Origin of the sequence: Methylobacterium sp. NPDC097929 (genome assembly GCF_049543375.1) — a bacterium.
Classification (GTDB): domain Bacteria; phylum Pseudomonadota; class Alphaproteobacteria; order Rhizobiales; family Beijerinckiaceae; genus Methylobacterium.
On sequence record NZ_JBMVEP010000001.1, the window covers coordinates 483,830 to 508,730 of the forward strand.

At 71.0% G+C, this 24,901-nt stretch carries 28 protein-coding genes; 12 read left to right on the top strand and 16 right to left on the bottom strand.

Annotated features, from left to right (window positions below; genetic code table 11):
• Position 1: 1 nt before the first annotated feature.
• The 3 genes from ACPCJR_RS02210 to ACPCJR_RS02220 form a co-directional block, all read right to left on the bottom strand.
• Positions 2–241: a hypothetical protein gene (locus ACPCJR_RS02210; RefSeq protein ID WP_391510895.1), complete on the bottom strand. Its 240-nt coding sequence runs from the start codon at positions 239–241 to the stop codon at positions 2–4.
• A 58-nt stretch (positions 242–299) separates the two neighbouring features.
• The gene (locus ACPCJR_RS02215; RefSeq protein ID WP_391510894.1) at positions 300–938 is read right to left on the bottom strand and encodes a PRC-barrel domain-containing protein; all 639 of its coding nucleotides are present in this window, start codon (positions 936–938) and stop codon (positions 300–302) included.
• Positions 939–1,019: 81 nt separating this feature from the next.
• Positions 1,020–2,678 carry a glucan biosynthesis protein G gene (locus ACPCJR_RS02220; protein WP_391510893.1) on the bottom strand — a complete coding sequence of 553 codons (1,659 nt, stop codon included), beginning with the start codon at positions 2,676–2,678 and terminating at the stop codon, positions 1,020–1,022.
• Positions 2,679–2,712: 34 nt separating this feature from the next.
• Between ACPCJR_RS02220 and mdoH the strand changes: the two genes are divergently transcribed.
• On the top strand, positions 2,713–4,641 hold the full coding sequence (mdoH, locus tag ACPCJR_RS02225) for a glucans biosynthesis glucosyltransferase MdoH (protein WP_391510892.1): 1,929 nt from the start codon (positions 2,713–2,715) through the stop codon (positions 4,639–4,641).
• 6 nt (positions 4,642–4,647) lie between these two features.
• Here the strand turns inward: mdoH and ACPCJR_RS02230 are convergent, their stop codons facing one another.
• Positions 4,648–5,133, bottom strand: a complete 486-nt coding sequence (locus ACPCJR_RS02230) for a hypothetical protein (RefSeq protein ID WP_391510891.1) — start codon at positions 5,131–5,133, stop codon at positions 4,648–4,650.
• 95 nt (positions 5,134–5,228) lie between these two features.
• The gene (locus tag ACPCJR_RS02235; RefSeq protein ID WP_391510890.1) at positions 5,229–6,461 is read right to left on the bottom strand and encodes a trans-sulfuration enzyme family protein; all 1,233 of its coding nucleotides are present in this window, start codon (positions 6,459–6,461) and stop codon (positions 5,229–5,231) included.
• A 97-nt stretch (positions 6,462–6,558) separates the two neighbouring features.
• Between ACPCJR_RS02235 and ACPCJR_RS02240 the strand changes: the two genes are divergently transcribed.
• The gene (locus ACPCJR_RS02240; protein ID WP_391510889.1) at positions 6,559–7,074 is read left to right on the top strand and encodes a TspO/MBR family protein; all 516 of its coding nucleotides are present in this window, start codon (positions 6,559–6,561) and stop codon (positions 7,072–7,074) included.
• Positions 7,075–7,091: 17 nt separating this feature from the next.
• Here the strand turns inward: ACPCJR_RS02240 and ACPCJR_RS02245 are convergent, their stop codons facing one another.
• The 5 genes from ACPCJR_RS02245 to ACPCJR_RS02265 all read right to left on the bottom strand — a co-directional run bounded on the left by ACPCJR_RS02245 (position 7,092) and on the right by ACPCJR_RS02265 (position 10,309).
• On the bottom strand, positions 7,092–7,490 hold the full coding sequence (locus ACPCJR_RS02245) for a hypothetical protein (RefSeq protein ID WP_391510888.1): 399 nt from the start codon (positions 7,488–7,490) through the stop codon (positions 7,092–7,094).
• Entirely contained in the window at positions 7,487–8,200 is a 714-nt protein-coding gene (locus ACPCJR_RS02250; RefSeq protein ID WP_391510887.1) for a hypothetical protein, read from the bottom strand. The genes ACPCJR_RS02245 and ACPCJR_RS02250 overlap by 4 nt, the downstream gene beginning before the upstream one ends.
• 56 nt (positions 8,201–8,256) lie before the next feature.
• A complete protein-coding gene (locus tag ACPCJR_RS02255; protein ID WP_110349965.1) occupies positions 8,257–8,622 on the bottom strand; it encodes a response regulator in 366 nt (121 codons plus the stop codon).
• 164 nt (positions 8,623–8,786) lie between these two features.
• A complete protein-coding gene (hpt, locus tag ACPCJR_RS02260) occupies positions 8,787–9,356 on the bottom strand; it encodes a hypoxanthine phosphoribosyltransferase (protein ID WP_110349964.1) in 570 nt (189 codons plus the stop codon).
• Positions 9,357–9,562: 206 nt separating this feature from the next.
• Complete coding sequence (locus ACPCJR_RS02265; RefSeq protein WP_391511216.1) at positions 9,563–10,309, bottom strand: zinc-ribbon domain-containing protein; 747 nt, start codon at positions 10,307–10,309, stop codon at positions 9,563–9,565.
• A gap of 183 nt (positions 10,310–10,492) precedes the next feature.
• Here ACPCJR_RS02265 and ftsE point away from each other — a divergent pair, with 183 nt between their 5' ends.
• The 3 genes from ftsE (at position 10,493) to ACPCJR_RS02280 (ending at position 13,131) form a co-directional block, all read left to right on the top strand.
• Positions 10,493–11,191, top strand: a complete 699-nt coding sequence (gene ftsE / locus ACPCJR_RS02270) for a cell division ATP-binding protein FtsE (RefSeq protein WP_391511215.1) — start codon at positions 10,493–10,495, stop codon at positions 11,189–11,191.
• Positions 11,191–12,186 (top strand): cell division protein FtsX, encoded by a 996-nt coding sequence (locus ACPCJR_RS02275; RefSeq protein ID WP_391510886.1) that lies wholly within the window; start codon positions 11,191–11,193, stop codon positions 12,184–12,186. Before ftsE ends, ACPCJR_RS02275 begins: the two co-directional genes overlap by 1 nt.
• 225 nt (positions 12,187–12,411) lie before the next feature.
• Entirely contained in the window at positions 12,412–13,131 is a 720-nt protein-coding gene (locus tag ACPCJR_RS02280; RefSeq protein WP_391510885.1) for a YdcF family protein, read from the top strand.
• Between the two features lie 21 nt (positions 13,132–13,152).
• Here the strand turns inward: ACPCJR_RS02280 and ACPCJR_RS02285 are convergent, their stop codons facing one another.
• A complete protein-coding gene (locus ACPCJR_RS02285) occupies positions 13,153–13,527 on the bottom strand; it encodes a response regulator (RefSeq protein ID WP_391510884.1) in 375 nt (124 codons plus the stop codon).
• A 266-nt stretch (positions 13,528–13,793) separates the two neighbouring features.
• Between ACPCJR_RS02285 and proB the strand changes: the two genes are divergently transcribed.
• From proB to rsfS, 6 genes are all read left to right on the top strand, one after another.
• On the top strand, positions 13,794–14,927 hold the full coding sequence (gene proB / locus ACPCJR_RS02290; RefSeq protein WP_391510883.1) for a glutamate 5-kinase: 1,134 nt from the start codon (positions 13,794–13,796) through the stop codon (positions 14,925–14,927).
• Positions 14,928–15,073: 146 nt separating this feature from the next.
• Positions 15,074–16,372 carry a glutamate-5-semialdehyde dehydrogenase gene (locus ACPCJR_RS02295; protein WP_391510882.1) on the top strand — a complete coding sequence of 433 codons (1,299 nt, stop codon included), beginning with the start codon at positions 15,074–15,076 and terminating at the stop codon, positions 16,370–16,372.
• On the top strand, positions 16,293–17,009 hold the full coding sequence (locus tag ACPCJR_RS02300; protein WP_391510881.1) for a nicotinate-nucleotide adenylyltransferase: 717 nt from the start codon (positions 16,293–16,295) through the stop codon (positions 17,007–17,009). The genes ACPCJR_RS02295 and ACPCJR_RS02300 overlap by 80 nt, the downstream gene beginning before the upstream one ends.
• Before the next feature lie 88 nt (positions 17,010–17,097).
• Entirely contained in the window at positions 17,098–17,385 is a 288-nt protein-coding gene (locus tag ACPCJR_RS02305) for a hypothetical protein (RefSeq protein WP_391510880.1), read from the top strand.
• 201 nt (positions 17,386–17,586) lie between these two features.
• Positions 17,587–18,096, top strand: coding sequence for a PRC-barrel domain-containing protein (locus ACPCJR_RS02310; RefSeq protein WP_391510879.1), 510 nt, complete (start codon positions 17,587–17,589; stop codon positions 18,094–18,096).
• A gap of 388 nt (positions 18,097–18,484) precedes the next feature.
• Positions 18,485–18,787: a ribosome silencing factor gene (gene rsfS, locus ACPCJR_RS02315; RefSeq protein ID WP_348629183.1), complete on the top strand. Its 303-nt coding sequence runs from the start codon at positions 18,485–18,487 to the stop codon at positions 18,785–18,787.
• Between the two features lie 3 nt (positions 18,788–18,790).
• Here the strand turns inward: rsfS and ACPCJR_RS02320 are convergent, their stop codons facing one another.
• The 5 genes from ACPCJR_RS02320 to ACPCJR_RS02340 form a co-directional block, all read right to left on the bottom strand.
• Complete coding sequence (locus tag ACPCJR_RS02320) at positions 18,791–19,492, bottom strand: DUF4166 domain-containing protein (protein ID WP_391510878.1); 702 nt, start codon at positions 19,490–19,492, stop codon at positions 18,791–18,793.
• Between the two features lie 55 nt (positions 19,493–19,547).
• Entirely contained in the window at positions 19,548–20,108 is a 561-nt protein-coding gene (locus tag ACPCJR_RS02325; RefSeq protein WP_391510877.1) for a GbsR/MarR family transcriptional regulator, read from the bottom strand.
• A 90-nt stretch (positions 20,109–20,198) separates the two neighbouring features.
• Complete coding sequence (locus ACPCJR_RS02330) at positions 20,199–21,239, bottom strand: aldose epimerase family protein (RefSeq protein WP_391510876.1); 1,041 nt, start codon at positions 21,237–21,239, stop codon at positions 20,199–20,201.
• Between the two features lie 89 nt (positions 21,240–21,328).
• Positions 21,329–23,119 (bottom strand): ABC transporter ATP-binding protein, encoded by a 1,791-nt coding sequence (locus ACPCJR_RS02335; protein WP_391510875.1) that lies wholly within the window; start codon positions 23,117–23,119, stop codon positions 21,329–21,331.
• Between the two features lie 90 nt (positions 23,120–23,209).
• Positions 23,210–23,764, bottom strand: coding sequence for a Spy/CpxP family protein refolding chaperone (locus ACPCJR_RS02340; RefSeq protein WP_391510874.1), 555 nt, complete (start codon positions 23,762–23,764; stop codon positions 23,210–23,212).
• A 170-nt stretch (positions 23,765–23,934) separates the two neighbouring features.
• Between ACPCJR_RS02340 and ACPCJR_RS02345 the strand changes: the two genes are divergently transcribed.
• The gene (locus ACPCJR_RS02345) at positions 23,935–24,897 is read left to right on the top strand and encodes a metal ABC transporter substrate-binding protein (protein WP_391510873.1); all 963 of its coding nucleotides are present in this window, start codon (positions 23,935–23,937) and stop codon (positions 24,895–24,897) included.
• The last annotated feature ends 4 nt before the right edge of the window (positions 24,898–24,901 follow it).

The following is a 24,901-nucleotide window of genomic DNA, read 5'->3' on the forward strand; positions in this document are numbered from 1 at the left end:
CCTAGCGGGGCGGCGGCCCGGACTGGCGCCGCCGCGCGATCATCCAGATCGCCAGCACCGCGAGGGCGACGAGCACGCTCGCCCAGACCCAGTTGAAGTCCATCGCCGCGCCGGTCGCCGCCGCCGAACTGGAGCCCGACGGGCCGGATTCGGGGATCGGCGGAGCGGGTTTGGTCGCCTGGGCGAGCGCATGGGTCAGCCCGGCAAGCCAGAGGCCGGCGGTGAGGGCGGCGTGTCTCATGAGACGCGAACTCCGGTGGCCGGAAGCGGCCGGATCACTTGCAAATCCACGCGCGAACTCACTTGCCGTCCTTCTCGAACCGGAAGGCGGGGGCGTCGTTGAGCTGCGCCTTGGTCAGGCGCACTTCGGCGTGGATCAGGTCGCTGCCCACGAGCACCGTGGCAGGCCCCGTGTCGCGCTTCGGCTCGACCGAGCCGGTCGCGGGCGTGGCCCGGTCGCTGTGCTGGTTCTGCACGGCGCCGAGCACCTCCGGCGAGGTCTGGGAACCCGGCATCGTCTCGGGGCCGGCCCGCTCGGAGGCCTTCGCGCTCGGCGCGGCATCGACGGTGACGACCGAACTCGCCCCGCTCGTCAGCGGCACGTCGGCGAAGTTCCAGGCGAGCTGATCGAAGGGCACCGCGACGTATTTCTCGCCGACGCCGAGAAAGCCGCCGACGCCGATCACCACGGCGTGGATGCGGCCCGTGCCATCCAGAAGAACGTCCTCGATCTTGCCGACCCGCACGTGGTCCGCCCCGACCACGGTGACGCCGATGACCTTGGAGCCGCGCAGGGCGCCGGCCTCGGGCCGCTCGAGGAAGCGCGGGGCCGAGGCCCCGGGGGGCGCCGCCTCGGCCAGGGCCGGGGCAGCGGGCAGGCTGAAGCCCCCGAGCGCGAGGGTGAGGGCGAGCGGGACGCTGATGAGGGTGGGACGCATCCCTGACTCCGGGTTTTCGGTCGCGACGTTCGCCCCGTTAACGGCCGGAAGGCCCCACAGTTCAGACGGTTGAACGCCGTCTCAGGCCACTCCGTCCCAGGTTTCGGTCAGCACCCGGCCGGCATGGGAGAGCCGGGCGCGCAGCACCACGTCGCCCGCCGGCCACGGCTCGGGCGGCCGGAACTCGGCGTAGAGGCGCCAGCCCCCCGTCTGCGGCACCCGCTCCGCGTAGGGCTCGACGAAGGCGCCGGCACTCGCCGAGAGGGCGACCTCGATGGCTGCCCGCGGATCGTCGGGCAGGCCCGGCCCCTCGAAATCGATGGCGTAGAGGCGCCGCTGAGGAGAGGGCGGGTTCGTGGGCCGCAGCCGCTCGGCCGAGCCGACGCGGGTCGAGACAACGCGGGCGAGTGGCGGCGCGATGGCCGGCACCGGTTCGGCCCCCACCGTGACGAGCGAATAGGCGAGCCGCAGGGGCCGGCCGGGGGTGACGGGCGCCTCCGGCACGAAGGCGGCCACGATGTTGTCGGTCGCCTCGGTCCGCGAGGGAATCTCGAACAACCGCACTGATCCCGCGCCGAAGCCGTCGCCCCGGGGCGCGACCCAGAGGCCGGGCCGGTCCTCGTGCCGGGCCTGCACGTCGAGGAAGGCCGAAAAGTGCCGCTCCCGCTGCATCAGCCCGAAGCCCTCGAGGGGCGCCGCGCGGAAGGACGAGATTTGCGGCACCGCCCGCCCGTTGACGAGGGGGCGCCAGAGCCGGTCTCCCGGCGTCTGCACCAGCAGCCCATCCGAATCGTGCACCCGCGGGCGGAAATCATCGAAGGGTTCCGCACCCCGCGCACCCGGTCCGTTCTCGCCGTGCAGGAACATGCTGGTGAGCGGCGCCAGCCCGAGGGCCGTGATCGCCCGGCGGGGGAACAGAGCCGCCTCGACCGCGATCGTGGAAGGGTCGCCCGGCGTCACGCCGAAGCGGTAGGCACCGGTCAGGCTCGGCCCGTCGAGGAGCGCCAGGACCGTGATCGATGCGGCGTCGCCTCGCGGCTCCTCGATCCAGAAGGTCGTGAAGTCGGGAAACTCCTCCCCCTCCGGCAAGCCGGTGTTCACGGCCACGCCGCGGGCGGAGAGGCCGTAGATCTGCCCTCGGCCGCGGACGCGGAAGTAGGAGGCCCCCAGAAAGACGAGGAACTCCTCCTGCTCACCGGGCCGGGCGGCATCGAAGCCGTGGGCGATGCGAAAGCCCGCATAGCCCAGCGCTGGCGGATAGGTGCGGCCCCGGAGGCTTGGACCGAGATCGAACAATCCGGGATCGTAGCCGAAGGGCCGGGGCGCCTGTCCCGGCGCCTGGAAGAAGATCTCGACGCGCCGGGCGTGCAGGCCGCCGCGGTGGAAGGGCTGGAGCGAGAAGCGCGGCCCGAGCGGCACCGTCGCCTCGGGACGGACGCGGATCGCTTGGAACCCGTCGTAGCTGAGGCCGGCCAGTTCCGGTGGGAGGACGTCGGCCGGCGGGCGGTAGGGTTGCCGCGCCAAACCCTCGGCCCGCTCGGCCACGTCCTCGAAAGTCATCGGTCGGCCGGGGACTTGAGCGGATTGCAACGTTTGAGCCATTGTTCGGGCGGCATTCAGGTCGAGAAAGCTAGGCACACACAGGCCGGCCGAACCGGCGAGAGCGGCACGAACGATGTCGCGACGCGAAACGTCTCTCTCCCCGGGCGCTTCGTCGCCCGCGTCCGACGGCTCTTCCATCCGTTCACCCCTCCCGCGAGTGTCGACGCCGATCATGTCCAGCCCAGACTTGCCGCAGGCGGACCTCTCCGTCGAGACGGGGGCCGGTGTCCAGGCCCGCGCGAGGGGAGCGGGTCCGGCACCGCGGCCGGCCTCCTTCCTCGTCCGCCGCCTCGCGCTCGCCCTGCCGACGCTGGCCACCGCGGCCGCCATCGCCGCCCTGGCGCTCGCGGCCTACGGCGTGCCGGAGACGTGGCTCGGGGGCGCGGTGCTGGGGCTCTTCGTCGTGCTGATGGCGTGGCAGTCCTTCACCGCCTGGCAGTACCTCTACGGACTCGCCGCCGCCCTGATGGGCGAGCGGGCGCTCTCGACCCTGGAGCGGCGCGCCGCCACGATCTCCACCCGTCCCACGGGTCTCAGCCGCACCGCTGCGGTGGTGGCGATCCACGCCGAGGACCCGATCGCGGTCTTTTCCGCCATCCGCGTCATGGCCCGCTCGCTCCAGCGCGAGGGCGGCGACGGCTCGGACCTCGACATCTTTGTCCTCTCCGACACCCGCGAGGGTGCGATCAGCGCGGTCGAGGAGCACGAATTCGCCCGCATCCAGGCCTGGGCCCAGCGGGAGGGCCGCGGCATGCCGCGCATCCGCTACCGGCGCCGGACCGAGAATACCGGCCGCAAGGCCGGCAACATCGCCGAGTTCTGCCGCAACCACGCTCACGAGTACGATTTCATGATCGTGCTCGACGCCGACAGCCTGATGACCGGCGCCGCCATGCGCCGCCTCGCCCGGCTGATGGAGGAGAACCCGCGCGTCGGCCTGATCCAGACCGTTTCCTACGCCGCCGGCCGCGACACTCTGTTCGCCCGCATCCAGCAATTCGCCGTGCGGCTCTACGCGCCGCTGAGCTTGCGCTGCCTTGAGACGTGGCAGGGGCCGGACGGGTCGTACTGGGGCCACAACGCGATCCTGCGCATCGAGGCCTTCGCCGGCAACGCCGAACTGCCCGTGCTCTCCGGGCGCCCGCCGCTGGGCGGCGAGATCCTCTGCCACGACATCGTCGAGGGCGCGCTCCTGCGCCGCGCCGGCTGGGAGGTGCGCCTGCTGCCGGAGATGGGTGGCACCTGGGAGGAGATGCCCACCAACCTCATCGACCTGCTCGGCCGCGAGCGGCGCTGGTGCCAGGGCAACCTGCAGCACATCCGCGTGCTGCCCTGGAAAGGGCTGCTCGGCGCCAGCCGCTGGCATCTCGGCGTCGGCATCCTGGGCTACGGGGTCTACCCGCTCTGGATCGCCTTCCTGGCTCTCGGCACCTGGCAGGCGGCGCGCCTGGGCGAACTCGGGCTGCTCGGCTACGGGCTCGACGGGCGCGGCCCGGCGGCCTGGGCGCTGGCCGCCCTCGTCGTCGCCAGCATGGCCCTGCCGAAGCTCCTGAGCCTCGGCTACGTGCTGGCCTCGCCCGAGCGCCGCGCCGCCTTCGGCGGCACCGGCTCGCTGCTTGTCAGCGCCGCCCTGGAACAGGCGATCTGGGTGCTGCTCTGGCCGGTCATGGCCCTGTTCGCGGCGGGTGCCGTGGTCACCACGCTGTTCGGCCGGGTGGTGCGCTGGGATTCCCAGGCCCGCGACGACCGCAGCGTTCCCTGGGCGGAGGCCTTCCGCCTTCAGAGCGATGCGGTGGCGGCGGGCTTTGCGCTCGCGGTTCTGCTCGCTTTCGCCGGCGATGCCCTTCTCGCCCTGTGGATGGCGCCGGTCGCCCTCGCCCTGCTGACGAGCCCGGCCCAGAGTGTGCTCACCAGCAGCACCCGTCTCGGTCTCGGCTCGAAGGCGCGCGGCCTCTTCCTGACCGAGGACGACACTCGGCCCGCCCCCGAACTGGTCGAGCTGCACCAGGGCCGGGCCGCCGGGGCGGTCTCCAATGCCGGCGAGGCCGCCGCGTGGCTGCGAGCGCCCATCGACGAGGCCGGCGCACCGACCTCGCATTGAGCGCGCTCACTTCTGCTCGAGCGTCTCGATCGGGTTGGTGCGCTGGGTCGGGGCGGGCTCGCGGGTGAGGGAGCTGCCCTCCTTCACCGGGTTCGTCCTGCCCGGGTTCGTCTTGCCGCCGACATCGGAACCGGGATCCTGGGACGGTTGGGTCGGGACGGCGCCGCTCGCGAGTTCCAGGCAGGTGATCAGTTCGACGTAGGACGGGAAGCCGCCGGCCTGGAACTGGGCGGTGCATTGCCGCTTGGCCGCGGCCGGAAACTCGCCCCAGCGCTTCTTCAGGTCGGCCTCCGCACTGCGCTCGGAATTCAGGCAGGCGTTCTTGTCGGCGTTGTCGCTCAGCGTCCGCTGAACCCGCTCGGCGGACTTGCAGGTGCCCTCGACATCGAGCTTCGGCGGACCGTCATCGGCACGCGCCATGCCGTGGCCCGCAAGGACGCTCAAACCCCCCAGCGACAGGACGGCGAGGAGGAGGGAGGCACGGTTCGTCATGGCAGGGATCGTCATGGCTCGATTCGTCGCGGTTCGGGGAACGGTGCCCGGACAACGCGCGGACGAGGCCGAGCGCGCTCCCGTTCGCCGAAAAATCAGCGGCGCCCCCAGCCGGCCCCCCCGTGCGCCCCGCGCAGGGCCGCCTCGAGATCGCGGAAGAGGTCGTCCGGCTCCTCGATTCCGGTCGAGAGGCGCAGCAGGTCGGGCGGGCAGGGCGTGCCCGCCCCCTCGACCGAGGCGCGGTGCTCGATGAGGCTTTCCACGCCGCCGAGCGAGGTCGCCCGCTTCCACAGGGCCACCCGTGCCGCGGTGTCGATCGCCGCGGTCTCACCCCCGGCAACGCGGATCGAGAGCATGTAGCCGAAGCCGCCCTCCATCTGGCGCGCCGCCACCGCGTGGCCGGGATGGTCGGGCAGGCCCGGATAGAGCACGGCGCTCACCAGCGGATGGGCGGCGAGCCGGGTGGCGAGCCGCAATGCCCCGGCGCTCTGGGCCGCGGCGCGTAGGGGCAGCGTGCGCAGGCCCCGCATCAGCAGATAGGCCTCGAAGGGCCCGAGGATCGCGCCCCAGCCCCCGCGGATCGCCACGAGGCGCTCCCAGAACGCGTCCTTGCGGGCACCCGCCAGGACGCCGGCCACCACGTCGGAATGCCCGTTCAGGATCTTGGTGGCCGAGTGCATCACGATGTCGGCCCCGATCTCCAGCGGCCGGGTTAGGATCGGGCTCGCGGCGGTCGAATCCACCGCGACGCGGGCGCCGGCCTCCCGGGCGATGGCGGCGACGCGGGCGATGTCGGTGACCGTGCAGAGGGGATTGCCCGGCGTCTCGACCCAGACGAGCCGGGTCCGGCCCGGCCGGATCGCCGCCCGCACGGTCTCCGGGTCCTCCATCGCCACGAAGTCGACGGCGAGGTCGAGCCGGGGCGCCTCCTGGCGCAGCCAGCGGCGAAGGCCCCAGTACATGACTTCGGGCGCCACCACGTGGTCGCCCCGCTCGAGCGCGCAGAACACCGCCGCCGCGGCGGCCATGCCGGAGCCGAACAGCAGGGCGCCGGCGCCGGCACCTTCGAGGGCGGCGATCACGTCCTCCGTCTCCCGCGTCGTGGCGTTGTCGGGCCGGGCGTAGGAGAAGCCGGAGCGGTAGGCGTTGTCGGGATCGCGCAGATAGGTGGTCGAGAGGTGGAGCGGCGGCACCACCGCTTGGGTCACCGGATCGATCCGCCCGAGCGCCTGCGCGGCCAGCGTGCGCGGGCTCCAGTCCGCGGGCGACAAACCGGCCTGCGGGTGCACCGCATCCGGATCGCCATCGGGTGCGTTGGACCGGCTCATGGGCTACCTCGTCCGCTCTCGCGTGTCGGGAGCGGCTTGAGCGAATCCGCCGGGTCGGGCAAGGCGGGCGAACGAGCGACGGAGCATTGCGCAGCGCATGAGTGCCCTGGACATCCCCGAACGGCCGGCCCTGCCTCCGATTCCGCGCCTCGCCGCCGCGATCCTGCCGGTCGTGCTGGTGACGGCGGTGGGCTCGCTCTCGACCGGCAGCAACATCGAGGGCTGGTACACGACGATCCGCAAGCCGGCCTTCAACCCGCCGAACTGGGTGTTTCCGCTCGCCTGGACGCTGCTCTACACCCTGATCGCGTTCTCGCTCTGGCGCCTGCTCGGCGCCCGGCCGGTGGCCGGCCCGGCCCGCCGGGCGTGGTGGCTGGCGCTCGCCGCCTTCGCCGCGCAGCTCGCCCTCAACGCGGCCTGGACGCCGGTCTTCTTCGCCGCCCACGAACTCGGCCTCGCGCTGATCGTCGCGATCGCCATGCTGGTGATGATCCTCTGGACGATCCGCCTCTCCTGGCGCTTCGATCGGCCGGCGGCGTGGCTTCTGGTGCCCTACGCCGCCTGGGTCAGCTTCGCCTGCCTGCTGAACGGGACCATCTGGCAGATGAACTGAGGCGGTTCAGGCCGTCTTTACAGTCTGAACTGCCGCAAGCGGGTGCCGGAGATGGGCAGTTCGAACATCGCCCCGCCCTCGACTGTCTCGGAGAGCGCTTCAAGCGCGGACCACACCGCCAGAATGCGCTCCATCTTCTTCACGACTGGTGCCTTGTGGACGGCGCTGGCGAGGAACACCCCGACGAGGCGTGAGGCTCTGAAGGCCGCGTATTCGGCGTGGTTGCGCGTGATTCGGCGATCTTCCGAGATCACGAGCCAGCGGCCTTCTCGGCTCAGGCCGCTGATCCATTCGACATCGGACGCGTCGCTTCGGAACTTCTCGCGGAGCATCGCGACCTCATGGCGATCACGGAACAGTTCCCGAGTAGCCCGCGCGAGGGCCGGTGACATGTTGTGATCGAAGAAGATTTTCACGCCGCCTTGAGTGAAGCTTCGAACTTCACGGCGTCGCGAACGACCGGAACGGGGACTTCGTAAAGGTAGGCTACGCGCTCCATCGAGCCTTCTGCCTTAACGGCCTCGGCCAGGGCCACTGTCGGCACACCGGATTCGGTCGCAACCGGCTGACCGAACGCACGCTGAGGATCGACCACGATCGACGGCTTGCCGTGATAAGGACGCCAGCGGCTGACGGCATCCGCCTCGATATCAAGATCGCGGAAGGTTTGCTCGACGATGCTCTTGAAGGCGAATTGGTGTTTCTTCAGATCCAGAAGCTCGCTTTCGCCCGAACGCCGCAGGCTGTCCAAGAAGATGGTGCGTCCATCGGTGCGGAAGCGCCGGGTGGAGAAGGGACGGTCGTCCTCGACGCATGCGCGGGCGTGATCCAAGCAGCTGCGGATCGTGCGAAGGCCGAGCCCCGCAGCCAGAAAGGCGGCGACGAACCGCAGCTCGATCAGGTCACGGAAACCCATTTCGATCCGCATACCGGCCCGCGGCAGTTCCGGCTCCCAGAGCGGCGGCTGACGCGTCTCCCCATCGCCAGAGCGGGTGGCATAGCCTCCGAGCCAGCGGTTGATGTTTCGCGCCGGCACGCGCAGCAACCGCGCCGCTTCCGGGACCGTGTAATAGCCGATGCCGAGCGGCACAGCGCCGGCGTGGGTGCCGACAACGTCTGATTCCATGCAAGCAGCTTAGATCGTGGAACGGCCGGGCGCCATGAGACTCGCTGCAGCGAATCTCACGCGGCTAGCGCGCGCGTCACCGTCGAGCGCAGGTCGGCCAGCGAGAAGGGCTTCGTCAGCACGTCGGTGACGATGGCATCGAGGCCGCGGGCGCGCTCGCGCTGGTCGGCGAAGCCCGTCATCAGCAGGATGGTCAGGTCGGGGTAGTCGCGCTTGGCCGCGAGCGAGAGCGCGATGCCGTCCATCAGCGGCATGCGGATGTCGGTCAGCATCAGGTCGAAGCCGCCGCCGGCCTCCGACAGCCGGTCGAGACCGTCGCTGCCGTCGATGGCGGTGGTAACGCTGTGGCCGTCGAGTTCGAGGCCCCGTTTCAGGAAGCCGCGAACCGTCTCCTCGTCATCCACGAGCAGGATGCGCGCCATGACAGGCCGTTCCTCTACCAATCCTTCGAAATGGATCGCGTCGCCCGAGTGATCGCGCGCAAGCGTGGCCTGTCAAGCACCGGACGGCGACAGAGTTCCCTGCCTCGTCATTTCAGCGCAAGTCTTACCGCTATACCGGAAATTCACCGGGCCAGAGGGCGGCCTCAGGCGCCGCCGAACAGGTCCGCGTCGCCGCTCTCGTAATCGACGAGGCCGACGAAGGGCAGCTGCCGGAAGGCGTGGGCCGCATCCATGCCGTAGCCCACCACGAACACGTCCGGGCAGGTGAAGCCGACGAAATCCGCATCGATCGTCACGGCCCGCTTGCCCGGCTTCTCCAGCAGGACGGCGGTGAGGACGCGCTTGGCGCCGCGGGCCATCAGCAGGTCCTTGGCGAAGACGACGGTGCGGCCGGATTCGAGGATGTCGTCGATCAGGAGCACGTCGCGCCCGCGCACCTCGCTCTGCACGTCGCGCAGGATCTCCACCTGTCCCGAGGAAACGGTGGAGTTGCGGTAGCTCGACAGGTGCACGAACTCGACCTGCGGCGAGAGCCCGGCCCGGTGCAGCGAGCGCAGCAGGTCGGCGGCGAACATGAAGCTACCCTTGAGCACCGCGACCACGAGCAGGTTCTCGGGGTTCGCCGCGACGATCTGGGCCGCCAGCTCGTCGTTGCGCTTGGCGATGGCCGCCTCGTCGAACAGGACGCGGACGCGTTTGGATGCGGTGCTCATGCGACTCGTTTGATTCGAAGATTTTGCCGGCGGCACGGGGCGCCCCGGCGCCTCCTCGGGCACCATACCATGCGCGCCCCGCTCCGCCAGGGCCGAGCGTCCGCGGGGTCATGCGAAGATCGTTCCCGTCGAGAGCGGACGGGATCGGCGCAGACGAGAACATCGTCTTTGTCCGAAAGCCGGCGGCCACCTTTCGGGACGAGGCTCTAGCGGCTTTCGTCCTCCCGGGCCGCGGCCGCGGCGCCGTCGGCGGCGAAGCGCACCTCGATCTGCCGGCCCTTCTCGGGCGGGGCTGAGAGGCTTGCCCTGAAGCGCGCCCGCTCGCCCGGCTCCAGGGAGGGGCGCGGGCCCGGCACGCTCCAGCGATAGAGCGATTGTCCGGCGGCGTCGCGCACCTCGACCTCGATGGCGGGCACCGCGACACGGGCGCGGGCGACGCCGACCACGTCGCCCTCGACGACGAGACGGGCGGGATTCGTGCCCTCGGCCGGGAGCTGGAAGGCGGCGATGTCGGCAAGGTCGACGCCGCGCAGGTTCACCGGCAGGCCGACCTGGGCGAAGAGGCCGGCCGTCTGCGGCATCGCCCGCACCACGCTGGCCCGGCCGAGCAGCATCAGCGGCAGCACGGCGGCGACGGCAAGGCCCGCGGCGAGGGCGGGCGAGAGGCGCCGGGCGGTTTTCGGCTTCGTCCTGCCGCGCTTGGCCGAGCGGGCGGTGGGCGGCGGAGCCTCCTCCACCGTCGTGGCGGCCGGCGGCTCCGGGGGCGCGGGAGGCGGTTCGGGGGCGGCCTCCTCGGCGGCCGACATCTCCTCGAACATCGCGGCGACCACGTCGTCGGCCGAGATGAACCAAGTCTCGCGGCAGGCCGCGCAGCGCACCGAGCGGCCGGAGGTGCCGACGCGCTCGGCATCGATGCGGTACTCGCTGGCGCAGGCCGGACAGACGATCAGCATGGCGAGGTGGCGCCGGGTTGGGTAGGGTCCCCGCAGCGGGTTGCCGCGCACTCGAAAAGGACACAAACGTTCTCCCCGAGTAGGGTTAACCGGCCGTGAAGCCGGCCGGGTACAGGGTCGGTCCCTGCCTTGCGGGAAAGCGTCGGCAGGAAAGCGTGGAGTGAGCGGGCGTTGTCGGCTGGGATGAACACGGGCAGCCTGCTGTCCGGCGCGGAGGAGCCCGTCGTCCGTTTCGAGAGCGTGGGCATGCGCTACGGCCTCGGGCCGGAGGTGCTGTCCGACGTGAGCTTCGAGATCGCGCCGCACTCCTTCCAGTTCCTCACCGGTCCCTCGGGAGCGGGCAAGACGACGCTGCTGCGCCTGATCCTGCTCTCGGTGCGGCCCACCCGCGGGCTCGTCTCGGTCTTCGGCGAGGAGGTGAGCGGCATCTCCAACAATGCGCTGACGGGCCTGCGCCGCCGCATGGGCGTGGTGTTCCAGGATTTCCGCCTGCTCGATCACCTCACCACCTACGAGAACGTGGCGCTGCCCCTGCGCGTGCAGGAGCGGGCGGAGACGAGCTACCGGGCGGAGGTGGTCGAACTCCTGCGCTGGGTCGGCCTGGGCGAGCGCATGCACGTCCTGCCGCCGCTGCTCTCGGGCGGAGAGAAGCAGCGCGCCGCCATCGCCCGGGCGCTGATCGCGCGGCCGGAACTGCTGCTCGCCGACGAGCCCACCGGCAACGTCGATCCGAGCCTCGCGCGCCGCCTGCTGCGGCTCTTCATGGAGTTGAACCGGCTCGGCACTTCGGTGCTGATCGCCACCCACGATTACGGCCTGATGGACCTCGTCGAGGCGCGCCGCATGGTGCTCTCCGAGGGTCGCTTGCGGGTGGAAGGCTGATGAGCGAGGTGCGCTCCCCCGATCAGGGCGTCACGCAGAGCGCCGGGCAGGGCCGCCCGTCCGCCGCACGGGCCGCATCCGAGCCGCCGCTGCCGGCCAATCTGCGCCGCAACGCGCCCCTGGTGCCGACCGATTCCGCGGCGAGCCAAGCCCTGGCCGCGGTGATCGCCATCCTCACCTTCCTCGCCGCGCTCTGCGCGGGCGCGGCCGAGATCGCCGTCTCCAGCGCCGGCCAGTGGCAGGGCAGCGTGGCGCAGGAAATCACGGTGCAGATCCGCCCGAGCGCCGGGCGCGACATCGAGGCCGACGTGCGGCAGGCGGAAGCGCTCGCCCGGGCCGCTCCGGGCATCGTCGGCGCGCGCGTCTTCTCCAAGGCGGAGGCCGAGCGGCTGCTGGAGCCCTGGCTCGGCAGCGGCCTCGACCTGTCCGACCTGCCGGTGCCGCGGCTGATCGCGCTGACGCTCTCGAACGACGCTCGACCCGACCTCAAGGCCCTGCGCACGACGCTGGCGGAGGCCTTGCCGGGCGTGGCGAGCCTCGACGATCACGCGCTCTGGCTCCAGCGGCTCTCGACCATGGCCAACACCCTGGCCGCGATCGGCATCGGCGTCGTCGCCCTGGTGCTGCTCGCCACCGGCCTCGCCGTGGTCTTCGCGACCCGCGGGGCCATGGCCGGCAACCGAGAGGTGGTCGAGGTGCTGCACTTCGTGGGCGCCGACGACGACTACATCGCCAAGGCCTTCCAGAGCCGCTTCTTCCGCCTCGGGCTGCGGGGCGGGGCGCTCGGGGCGGGTGCCGCCCTCGTCACCTGTGCCTTGGCCGGCCTGCTCGCCCGGATGTGGCGCTCGGGCCCCGCGGGCGAGGAGATCGAGGCGCTGTTCGGCACTTTCCAGATCGGCTGGCGGGGCTACGCGCTCATCGTACTGATCGGCGTGATCGCCTCGCTCGTCACGGCCGCGGTCTCGCGCTTCACCGTGCGCCGCTTCCTGCGGTGAGGCCGGGGCGAGCGGCGCGTTCATCTTTCGTCAACCATTGCGGACCGAGACTTCGTCACCACACAACCGTCATGAGCCTCAGTCCCCTCCGCCATGTTCCTGCGAGCGCCACGTCGGCAGGCGGCCGGCCCGGTTTCGTGCGGTGTCCCCGCGGAGGCGCTGGGATGGTCCTGGGCCGCTCTGTCGATGCGCGACCCCGCCCCACCGCCGGCAGCCCCGCGTCGAATGCCTGAGGCGCGGACCAACCCGAAGCGCACAGCCCTGGTCCTGAGGCTGCTCCTCGGCCTCGCTCTGGCCGGGATGCTGGTGCTGACCGGCGGCTTCCTCGCCTTCGTCGCGGAGGTCGAGCGCGCGGACCGCCCGAGCCTGGAGGGGGCCGACGGCATCGTCGCGATGACCGGCGGCTCGCAGCGCATCGGCGACGCCATCGACCTGCTCGCGGGCGGGCACGGCAAGCGGTTGCTGATCTCCGGCGTCAATGAGCGCACCACCCGCGACGAGATCGCCCGGCTCAATCCGGCCCAGGAGCACTGGATCGCCTGCTGCGTCGATCTCGACTACCGCGCCCGCAACACCATCGGCAACGCCATCGAGACCCGGCGCTGGATGCGCCGTCACCGGTTCGGCACGATCGCCGTGGTGACCTCGAACTACCACATGCCGCGCACCCTGGTGGAACTGCGACACGCCCTGAACGACGGCGAGACGATCATTCCCTATCCCGTCGTCTCGGACGGCCTCGATCTCGGCCGCTGGTGGGCGGATCCGGCTGCGACGCGCCTGCTCGGTGCCGAATACCTCAAGTTCCTCGTTGCCTGGGCGCGCACGCGCGTCGAGTCGGACCCCGAGCAGTCGCGCTTCGCCGTCCTGATCGGGCGCCGCCAGCCGGTGAAGGTGGTCGCCGAGCACCTGCTGCGCGAGACGGAGCGACCGCAGCCCCATTGACGCGGCCGTCCGCAACCCGGCTCAGGGGACCGGAAACAGGGCTTCGACCGCCGTCAGCACCGTCGCCGTGGAGGCCGGCTTCTCGAGCCGGGGCAGGGCGGCGTAGGCGGCCGGCAGGGCCTCGGCCTCGTAGCCGGTGATGACGAGGATCGGCACCCGCCGGGCGAGGAGCCAATCGGCCACGCCGTAGGCCTGCACGCCCCTGAGGCCGAGATCGAGGATCGCCGCATCCGGATCGGGCTCCGAACGCAGCAGCGCCATCGCCGCCTCGACCGAGGCGACAGGCCCGAGCACGATCGCGCCCGCGTCCTGAAGCGCCCGTCGCACCTCGTCGGCCCAGAAGTAATCGTCCTCGATCACCAGCAGGCGACGCCCCGGCACGGCGGTCCACGTCAAAGCGTTTCTCCCTGACGATTCAACGAGGAGGGATGTCACCGGTCCCCGCGCAGGCACGGGCTGGAAGGAAACGATCCGGAGCGATCGATTAACAGGCGCCAAGTTATCTTGGGCTAAATTCATTCGCGAAAAAAGCACGCTGAGGTTGCATTTGCAAGCGGGTTCAAGGCCGCTATGCGTGGCGAGGATCTGGCAAAGTCCCGCCACTTCATGCACAGCAACCGGTCTCGCTCAGCCCTCGTCCCGACCGCTCGACCGACTGCCGCATGACCGTGGTTCGCCCGCCCGCCCTCGAAGACTTTCGCCGCGTCGTGGTGAAGGTCGGCTCCGCCCTCCTCGTGGACAGGGGACGGGGACGCCTGCGCCACGCCTGGCTCGCGGCTCTGGCCGAGGACATCGCCGACCTGCACGCCCGTGGCGTCGACGTGGTGGTGGTCTCGTCCGGCGCCATCGCCCTCGGCCGGACGGTGCTCGGGCTCGCCCCCGGCGTTCTGCGCCTGGAGGAGAGCCAGGCCTCGGCGGCCGTTGGCCAGATCGCGCTCGCCCGCCACTGGACCGAGGCCCTGGGCCACCACGACATCGTCGCGGGGCAGGTGCTGGTGACGCCCAAGGATACGGAGGAGCGCCGCCGCTACCTCAATGCCCGCGCGACGGTGCAGAAGCTCCTGGAGGTGCGCGCCGTCCCGGTCGTCAACGAGAACGACACCGTGGCGACCGCCGAGATCCGCTACGGCGACAACGACCGGCTGGCCGCCCGCGTCGCCACCATGATCAGCGCCGACGTGCTGGTGCTGTTCTCCGACATCGACGGCCTCTACACCGCGCCGCCCCACAGCGACCCGCAGGCCCGCCACCTGCCGGTGATCGAGCGGGTGACGCCGGAGATCGAGGCGATGGCCGGCGGCCCGGCCTCGGAACTCTCCCGCGGCGGCATGCGCACCAAGGTCGAGGCGGCCAAGATCGCCGCCAGCGGCGGCACCCACATGGTCATCGCCGACGGCCGCGGAAAGAACCCGCTGCGCACCGTGCGCGAGGGCGGGCGCTGCAGTTGGTTCCTCTCGGGCTCGACCCCGACCGCCGCGCGCAAGACCTGGATCGCCGGATCGCTGGAGACCTCCGGCACCCTCGTCGTCGATGCCGGGGCCGCCCGCGCCCTGGAGGGCGGGGCGAGCCTGCTGCCGGTCGGCGTCACGGGGATCGAGGGCAGCTTCGCCAAGGGTGACGCCGTTCTGATCCGGGGGCCGGACGGGCGCATCCTCGGTCGAGGTCTGGTGGCCTACGACAGCGCGGATGCCGCCGCCATCATCGGCCGCTCCAGCCGCGAGATCGCCGCCGCCTCGATCCAGGCGGGGCGGACCGAGATGATCCACCGCGACGACCTCGCGATGATCGATCCCTGACGCGGGCGCAGGCCGACGGGGCATCGTCCCAAACGGAACAATGCAACAACCGTGCTTGTTCAACCCCCGCGCGACGTGCAAAGGGGCGGGAAAGTGCATTTGCCTTCAATCGCGCCGTCCCTCGGCGCATGACGGGAAGCGGGAACGTGCCTGTCCTGAATCTCAAGTCCGATTTCGCGGATTCCGACGACCTCGAAACCCTGATGGCCGGAATCGGTCGGCGCGCCCGCGCCGCCGGGCGGGCCATGGCGCTCGCGCCGGCCCAGACCAAGGATCTGGCGCTGCGCGCGATCGCCGAGCAGATCCGCGCCGGCGCCCCGGCCATCCTGCGCGAGAACGCGCGGGACGTCGCCGCGGCGCAGGCCGCCGGCCTGACCAAGGCGATCATCGACCGGCTCACCCTGGACGAGGGTCGGGTCGCCGCCATCGCCGAGGCTGTCGAGAAGGTCGCGACCCTGCCCGACCCGGTCGGACGCCAGCTCGCCGCCTTCGAGCGGCCGAACGGCCTCCTGATCGAGCGCATCTCGGTGCCGCTCGGCGTGGTCGGCGTCATCTTCGAGAGCCGTCCCAACGTCACGGCGGATGCCGGCGCCCTCTGCCTCAAGGCCGGCAATGCGGCGATCCTGCGCGCCGGCTCGGATTCGCACCGCACGGCGACGGCGATCGCCGCGGCGATGAGCGAGGGCCTGTCCCGGACCGGCCTGCCGGCGGACGCGATCCAGCTCGTGCCGACCCGCGACCGGGCGGCCGTGGGCCTGATGCTGACGGGTCTCTCCGGCTGCGTCGACGTGATCGTGCCCCGCGGCGGACGCAGCCTCGTGGAACGCGTTCAATCCGAGGCCAAGGTGCCGGTCTTCGCCCATCTCGATGGCATCTGCCACGTCTACGTGGCGGCGGGCGCCGATCTCGCCATGGCCCGCACGGTCCTCGTCAACAGCAAGATGCGCCGCACCGGCATCTGCGGCGCCGCCGAGACGCTGCTGGTCGATGCCGCGGTGGCGGAGAGCCATCTCAAGCCGCTGGTCGAGGCCCTGCTCGACGCGGGCTGCGCCGTGCGCGGTGACGCGGCTTTCCAGGCCGCCGATGCGCGGGTGACGGCCGCCGACGAGGCCGATTGGCGCACCGAGTATCTCGACGCGATCATCTCCGCGAAGGTGGTGGACGGGCTCGACGCGGCCATCGCGCATATCGAGGCCAACGGCTCGCACCACACCGACGCGATCATCACCGACGACAACGAGGCCGCCGGACGTTTCCTCGCCGAGGTCGACTCCGCCATCGTGACCCACAACGCCTCGACCCAGTTCGCCGATGGCGGCGAGTTCGGCTTCGGCGCCGAGATCGGCATCGCCACCGGCCGGATGCATGCCCGCGGGCCGGTCGGCGTCGAGCAGCTCACCACCTTCAAGTACCGGGTCCACGGCAGCGGCCAGACGCGTCCGTAGCGGGAGACGGAGCCTGCGCGAGACCTCTCTGCCGCCGGCCGCTCCGGGCATGCGGATCGGCCTCTACGGGGGCTCGTTCAACCCGGCCCATGCGGGGCACCTTCATGTCAGCCGCACCGCCCTGCGGCGGCTGCGTCTCGACCGTGTCTGGTGGCTCGTCACGCCCGGCAACCCGCTGAAGGACCGGCGTCTCCTCGCCTCGCCGGAGGAACGGGTGGCGCGGGCGCGGACGATCGCCGCCGACCCGCGCATCGCGGTCACGGCCTTCGAGGCGGTGATCGGCACCCGCTACACCGTCGATACCCTGCGCTGGCTCGTCCGGCGCCGCCCGGGCCTGCGCTTCGTCTGGATCATGGGCGCGGATTCCCTCGGCAGCTTTCACCGCTGGCACCGCTTCGAGGATATCCTCGATCTCGTGCCCGTCGCGGTCATCGACCGGCCCGGCCACACACTCTCCGCCCCGGGCGCACGGGCGGCCCGGGCCTTCGCCCGCGCCCGGGTCCCGGAAAGCGACGCGCTTTCGCTCCCGGGACGACATCCGCCGGCCTGGACCTTCCTGCACGGCCCGCGCTCGGATCTTTCCTCGACCGCCCTGCGCTCGGGCGCGGCCGGCGCGCCTACGGCGGCGATGCCCTGACCGGCACCGCCCGCTCAGGCCTTCCCGCTCGGGGCCGGCAGCGATTCTCGGCCGTCGCCTGCCCCGATCAGCGCATATCCTTGGGGAGATGCTGGAGCGGTTGGTCCGGTTGGCGCCGTCGGCGCCCTGGACGGACCCGGGCGACTCCATCACGTCCGTCGTGGACTGGATCGCAGTCGGAGGGGCGACCCCACCGGTCTTCCTGTCTGCAGCCGGCGTGTCGCCGCCCGGAACCGTCGAGACGCCCGACGGGAGGGTGCCGGGCGTCGGCTGGTCGATCCGGCTGGCGGCCGATTGGGCGAGGGCCGGAGCGGTCGCCGTCATCAGGATCAGCGTCATCGCCGCGACGGTCGTTCGTCCCGAACTCGACATTTGAGCAATCACAGTCTGTCCCTCCCGGAGCTATGGGCGAAGCTGAGTTTGGCTCCATCAATAGCCGGCCCGAACCAACGTTCCTCAGATCCGATCGAATCGAGAAAATTCCCGGCTGATCGAGAAAAAACTGAACCTCCTGCAGATCAGGCCGTTGGGGCGGTGCGGACGGCGAAGCAGCCGCAAGGTCGGTCCCGAGAGAGACTTGTCGCTCTCGGATCATGAACAGTGTTTTGCCTGCTTCGTTCTTCGATCATCCTCACCATTCCGGAGTTTCTCGATGCGCTTCCCCATGATCGCTGCCCTCGCGCTCGCTTGCGTCGCCGTACCCGCCCTGGCGCAGGAGACGGCCGCTCCCGCCGCCGGCACCGATGCGGGCATGAAGATGGCCGAAACGGCAACGATCAAGCTGAAGTATGCCACCGTCAAGCCGGCCGATATCATGTCGTCGAAGCTTGTCGGCACGACGGTCTACAACAACAAGAAAGAAACGGTCGGTGAAGTCGAGGATCTCGTGATCGAGAACGGCAAGACGGTCACCGGCATCATCGTAGGCGTCGGCGGCTTCCTCGGCCTCGGCGAGAGCTACGTCGCCGTCGATCCGTCCAGCGTCGCGATCCACAATCAGGATGGAAAGTGGTCCGTCTACGTCGACACGGACAAGGACACGCTCAAGAACGCTCCGAAGTTCGAATATTCCAAGAAGAAGAACTGACGAAAGCGCGCCGTTGCTGAGATCAAACGGCTGATCCTGCATCGCGGCGCAAATCCCGGCTCGATAGGGGCTGGAGGCGACAACGCCTTCAGCCCTTCCCGATCCCGGGGAGACGGGTCGCACGGATCGCTCGGCCGGGATGAACGCGGACGGGGACTTTGCGTGTCGCCGGCTTGCCGGGGGGCTCTGCTATGGTCCATAGGGCGATTCGCCCGCTTGAAAAGCGGGCAGAAAGCCGCCAATTTCGTCCCGTGGCGGTGTCGCCACGATCCGATCGCCGGGAACCGAACCCCTGTCCGCACACCTCCACCCGGAAACCGCCGGCTCCGCCGCCGAGCCTGCTTCCTCCGACGCCCTGAAGGCCCTTGCCCTCGGCTGCCTCGACGAAATGAAGGCCGAGGAGACCGTCGAGATCGATCTCGCGGGCAAGACCTCGCTCGCCGACACCATGATCATCGCCTCGGGCCGCTCGCAGCGCCATGTCGGCTCCATCGCCGACAAGATCATTCAGGAGATGAAGGCCAAGGGCTTCGGCAATGCCCGCGTCGAGGGAATGCCGGCCTGCGACTGGGTCTTGATCGATGCGGGCGACGTGCTGGTCCACATCTTCCGTCCCGAGGTGCGCGGCTTCTACAATCTCGAGAAGATCTGGGGCGCCGACCGCCCGAGCGGGGCGCTTCTCGCCGGCTGAGGCTCAAGGAAGCGGGGAGACGCTTCCCCGTTCCGGCCGCTCGAACTGATCGGCGAACTCCGCTTCCTGGCGCACGAGGCGACCGAACCGCGCGTGCCGGATCTCCAGCACGAAGCGGAAGCGATGGGGCCCGGTGGCCCCGTGGCTGACCGTGAGAATGCCCGGCGTCAGCCAGCCCGGCAGGGTCAGGCGGAATCCCGGTAGATCGATGAAGTAGCGCTCGCTGCGGAAGACGAGGGCGCGATCCTCCACCAGCACCCGCAGGCTCATGCCGAGGCCGCCGCCGACCCGTTCCTCGAGCCCCGTCGGGCCGCGGAAGCGCTTGGCGGAGTGGATCGCCTGGGGAAAGCCCGAGCCGCGGGCGTAGAGCCGCGTCCAGATCTGACCGCCGCCGGCCCCGTCCTGCGTGACCGCGACGACGCTCGGCACGTCGGCGACGCGGGCCGTCGGAAGCGGTGCACCGACCACCCGCAGCAGCTGCGCCAGCAGCCAGCCGAGCCGGCTCAGCCGCGTCTCGATCACCCGGCCGGCATAGACGGCGCTCTCGTCGTTGCCCAGACGCTTCGAGAAGCGGCGCTGCACGGCCGGCGGGAGCTGCGCCCAATCGGCCTCCGGCACCAGCGCGCGAAAGCGCAGGTCGAGCAGATCCGCCGGCGCCTTCGGAGCGACAGGGGCCGGAGCGGCCATCTCGGCGGCGTTGCGCATGATGCCTCCTCAAGCGTCCCCTCGGACCCGGAGCGTTGCCCGGGGAGGGGGAGGGTCAGGTCTCGCTCTTGACGGGCAGGTAGCGGACGATCCGCCCGCCGAGCCGGATCAGCTTGGCCAGGGTGTTGTGGGGCACGCGCAGCATCTGCACGTACCAGCCGTCCAGCGTCTCGGTGAAGTCGAGCATCGCCTTGAGGCGCCGCGAGGCGACGGCGCCGATGCGCGGGTCGCCCTCGGCCTCCGCCACGCATTCGCGCAGGGCCTTGAGGGCGGGATCGATCTCCCGCTCCTTGCGGCCCGCCGCGATGCGGGTGACCATCTCCCAGAGATCGGTCTCCGCGACGAAGAAGTCCCGCCGCTCGCCCATCACCGGCACGCGCCGGATCAGATTCCAGCCGGCCAGTTCCTTGAGCGAAGTCGAGACGTTGGACCGGGCGATGCCGAGGGTGCCGGCGATCTCCTCGGCCGCGAGCGGCTTGTCGGAGAGGTAGAGCAGGGCGTGGATCTGCGCCACCGAGCGGTTCACGCCCCACTGGCCGCCGAGATCGCCCCAATGCAGGATGAAGCGCTCCACCGCGGGGGCAAGTTTTTCCGGCTGGTCTGAAATTTCTGTCATGACAGAAATTTCAGACCAAAGTGGCCGAATGTCAAGTGGAGATGCGGGGACAGGCCGGGATCGTTGCTGGGTCGGTTCCGCTCGACCGGTTCAGGCCACCGAGAAGCGGTAGGTGGTAGTCGAGGTGAACACCTCCCCCGGCCGCAGGACGGTGCTTGGAAAGCCCGGATGGTTCGGCGCGTCGGGAAAGGCTTGTGTCTCGAAGCAGACGCCGTCGCCGGAGCGGTAGGTCCGGCCCGATGGGCCCACCAGCGTGCCGTCGAGGTTGTTGCCGCTGTAGAGTTGGAGCGCCGGCTCCGTCGTGGCGATGTCGAGCCGGCGCCCGCTGGCCGGGCAGCGGCAGGAGGCCGCCGGGCGCAGCGTCCCGGTCGGCCCGTCCAGCGCGAAGGCGTGGTCGTAGCCCTTGGCCGTGACGATCTGCGGGTGGCCCTGCCGGATGCGCGCGCCGAGCCGCACGGGCTCGCGGAAATCCAAGGGCGTGCCCACGACCGGGGTGATCGCGCCGGTCGGAATCTGGGTCGCGTCGGTCGGCGCGTAGCCCTCGGCGAAGATCCGTGCCTCGTGGTCCATCACGTCGCCGCTGCCCTCGCCGGCGAGGTTGAAGTAGCTGTGATTGGTGAGATTCAAGACCGTCGGCCGGTCGGTCGCGGCGCGGTAATCGATGCGCAGCGTGCCGGTCGCGGGCAGGCTGTAGCGCACCTCCACGTCGAGCGTGCCGGGAAAGCCCTCCTCGCCGTCGGGGCTGCGCCGCGTGAGCGCCAGACGCATCGCGTCGGCGGCCGTGACGCGCCAGAGGCGCTTGGCGAAACCCGCGGGTCCGCCGTGCATCGTGTTGGGCGGCTCGTTGATCGGAAGCCGGTAGGTCTGCCCGTCCAGGGTGAAGCGCCCGCCCGCGATGCGGTTGGCGTAGCGCCCGGCGATCGCGCCGAAATGCGGGCTCACGGTCTCGTAGCCCTCCACCGTGTCGAGGGCGAGCACGACGTTGGCGGCGAGGCCCTGCCGGTCGGGCACCTCAATGGCGGTGACGATCGCCCCGTAATCGATGACCTGAACGCGCAGGTCTTCGCGGGTCAGCGTGTAGCGGGTGACCGCTTCGCCCTCAGCCGTGGTTCCGAATCGTTCCTCGATCACGCGCCGCTCCCACCGCCGTCGCAGCGTCTACGCGCGAACGGGGGAGGGGTGGCAGCGGCTGTCAGAAATACCCGCGACGCGCCGGTCTTCTACACCGATGCGACGTCGGGCCGGGCGCTCTGCGTATCGTCCGACAGCTGGAGCCGGTGCAGCCGGGCATAGGTGCCGCCGGTCGCCAGCAACTCGTCGTGCCGGCCGAGTTCGATCACCCGGCCGGCCTCCATCACGGCGATGCGGTCGGCCTCACGCACGGTCGAGAGGCGGTGGGCGATCACGAGGGTGGTGCGGCCGCGCATCAGCCGCTCCAGAGCCTCCTGCACGAGGTGCTCCGACTCGGAATCGAGGGCGGAGGTCGCCTCGTCGAGGAGCAGGATCGGCGCGTTCTTGAGGAAGGCGCGGGCCAGCGAGATGCGCTGGCGCTCGCCGCCGGAGAGGCGGCCGCCGCTCGGGCCCACTTGGAAGTCGTAGCCCTCGCCGAGCCGGCTGATGAAGCCGTGGGCCGCCGCGGCCTGCGCGGCCGCCTCGATCTCGGCCCGGGAGGCGCCGGGGCGGCCGAAGCCGATATTGGCCGCGATGGTGTCGTCGAACAGCACGACCTCCTGCGAGACCACCGCCACGGCGGCCCGCAGGGAGGCGATGGTGGCGTCGCGCACATCCGTGCCGTCGATCAGCACGCGGCCCGCCGTGACGTCCTGGAGGCGCGGCACGAGGTTGAGCAGCGAGGACTTGCCCGAGCCCGAGCGGCCGACGAGCGCCGTCCGCGATCCGGCCGGCACCACGAGGTCGATGCCCTCCAGGGCCGGCGCGTCGGGCCGGTAGCGGAAATGCACGCCCTCGAAGCGGATCTCGCCCCGGGTCACGGTCAGAGGCCGGGCATCGGGCGCCTCGCGGATGGTGGGGCGCTCGTCCATCAAGGCGAAGTAGCGCGTCAGCGCGGCGGCGGCCTCCTGCAGGATGGCGTTGAGGGTGCCCAGCGCCCGGGCCGGCTGCGCGGCGAGCAGGAGCGCGGCGACGTAGCCGGTGAAGTCGCCCACCGTACGGTCGCCCGACATCACCCGCTGGCCCACCAGCACCAGCACGCCCGCGACCGCCAGGCCGCCGCCGATCTCCATCAGCGGGTCGAGCCGCCCACGGGCATTGGCCGCCTTCATCTTGAGGCGGCGCACCTCGTCCAAGGCCTGGGCGGCGCGGCCCTTCAGGTAGCCTTCCAGCGCGTAGGTCTTGGCGACGCGGGCGCCCTGCAGGCTCTCGGTGATGAGGCTCGCGGTTAGGCCCATCTGCTCCTGCGTCGTGGTCGAGACCTGGCGCAGCTTCCTGCCGATGCGGTTGACCGGCCCGGCCACCAGCGGCACCGTCACCGCGGCGGCGAGGGTCAGCAGCGGATCCATCCAGACCAGCGCGATCACCAGCGCGACTAGCATGGCGACGTCGCGCAGGAGCACCGTGGAAATGCGGGTCAGCGCCTCCTTGATGAAAGCGAAGTCGGTGGTGAAGCGCTGGGTGAAGGCGGCCGGGCTCTCCCGGCCGAGCTGGGCCAGATCCGCGTCGATCAGGTGGCCGTAGAGCGCGGCCTGCATGTCGGCCTCGACCCGCGTCACGACCCGGTTCGTCAGCACGGTCTGGCCGAACAGCGCGAAGCCGCGCACAGAGGTGACGGCGATGACGACGAGCGGGCCGTAGGCCAGCGCGGCCGTGTCCTTGCTGTCGAAGGCGTCGAAGGCGGCCTTGATGAGGGCGGGATAGAGGCCCGTCGCCGCGCCGACGATGGTGATGAGCACGAGCACCACCGCCAGCGTCGCCCGGTGGGGGGAGAGCCATTCCCGCCAGAGCCGCCGGAGCAGGGGAAGGGTGTCGCCCCTCAGGAGCGGCCGGCGCGCCATGCTGTACCGTGTCGATGCTGACCCCGGCGGGAACGCCGGGGCCCGCGGTGTTTGCCGCTCCGGGCCCGCCGGATCAAGCGCGGGACGCGGTCAGTCCCGCTCGCCGCCGTGCCGATGCCAGCCGCGGTGCGGTCCGCCGTGAGGGCCGCCGTGAGGACCGCCATGCATCCGCAGGGGCCGGGCGAGCACCATGGCGCGGCGTTTCTGCCCCTCGTCGAGAGTCGCGAAGAGCGGGGCGGTCGCATCGGCGAGCTTGCGCAGGGCGTCGCCCCGGGCACTCGCCGCATCCGCCATGGCGCGCAGGGCGCCGGGCGCGTCGTCCACCATCCGGCCGCGCTCGCGCCGGGCCTCGCGCCGCGCATCCCGCTGCTTGGACAGGTCGCGGATCGCGGCCTCCACCGGCGGCCACAGCTTTTCCTGATCGGGATTGAGCTTCAGGCCCGCATGCAGCCCGGCGATGCGCGCATCGGTGAAGGCAGCCCGATCCTCGGGCGAGAACGCGGCCCAGCGGCCGTGCCGATGCCGGCCGCCGTCCGCGAAGGGGTCGGCACGGTCGCCCGCCCGCACCGCCGCGGTGCCGAGACCGGCGGCACCCAGGCCCACCAGCCCCACCAGAAGAAGACCCTTCACCCGTCGCTCGATCATGGGAAGCCTCCACCGCATCGGGACCGCCGGCCCCGAGGTCTCGCGAGGATGCGCAGAGCGACGTCTCTGGCATGTGTCCGGAAGATGAAAGCTTGTCCATGTTCCGGCCCGCCCCTTGGCGATGTGATAATGTTACATTATGACGCGAGCCGAGCGGAGGAGCGGTCGGCATGGCAAGGGGCGTGGCAAGGGGCGTGGCACGGGGCGTTGGACGAGGTTTCGCACGGGGATCGCGGCGCGCGCTGGCGGCGATCGGTCTGGTCCTGCTCGGACTCGCGCCTGCTGTCGCCGCCGAAGCGCCGCTGAAGGCGGTGGCGACCTTCTCGATCCTGGCCGACCTCGTCGGTCAGGTCGGCGGCGAGCGAGTGGCGGTGACCAGCCTCGTCGGGCCCGACGCCGACGCTCACGGCTATTCCCCGGCACCGGGCGACGCCCGCCGGGTCGCCGAGGCGGGTCTCGTCGTCGTCAACGGTCTCGGCTTCGAGGGCTGGATCGAGCGGCTGATCAAGGCCTCCGGTACCAAGGCGCCGGTCGTCGTCGCCTCGAAGGACGTGCGGACCATCGCCGGGCGCCACGACCACGACGACCACGGGCACGATCACGGCGATCACGCCGACCCGCATGCTTGGCAGAGTGTCGCGAACGTGAAGCTCTATGTCGCCAACATCCGCGACGGCCTCAGCGCCGCCGACCCGGGAAACGCCGCACTCTACGCCGCCAACGCCGCCGCCTACACGCAGAAGCTCGACGCGCTGGACGCCGAGATCCGTGCGACGCTGCAGGCGATCCCGGAGGCGCGCCGCCGCATCATCACCACGCACGATTCCTTCGGCTATTTCAGCGATGCCTACGGCATGCGCTTCCTCGCGCCGCAGGGGATCTCGACCGACAGCGAGGCGGGGCCGAAGGACGTCGCCCGCATCATCCGCCAGATCCGCAAGGACAAGGTGCCGGCCGTGTTCGTGGAGAGCATCGCCGATCCGCGGCTGATGCAGCAGATCGCCCGCGAGAGCGGCGCCAAGGTCGGCGGGCGGATCTACTCCGACGCGCTGAGCGGCCCCGGCGGGCCGGCACCGGGCTATCTGGAGATGATGCGCTCCAACCTCAACGCGTTCCGCGAGGCGCTGAGCTGACCTG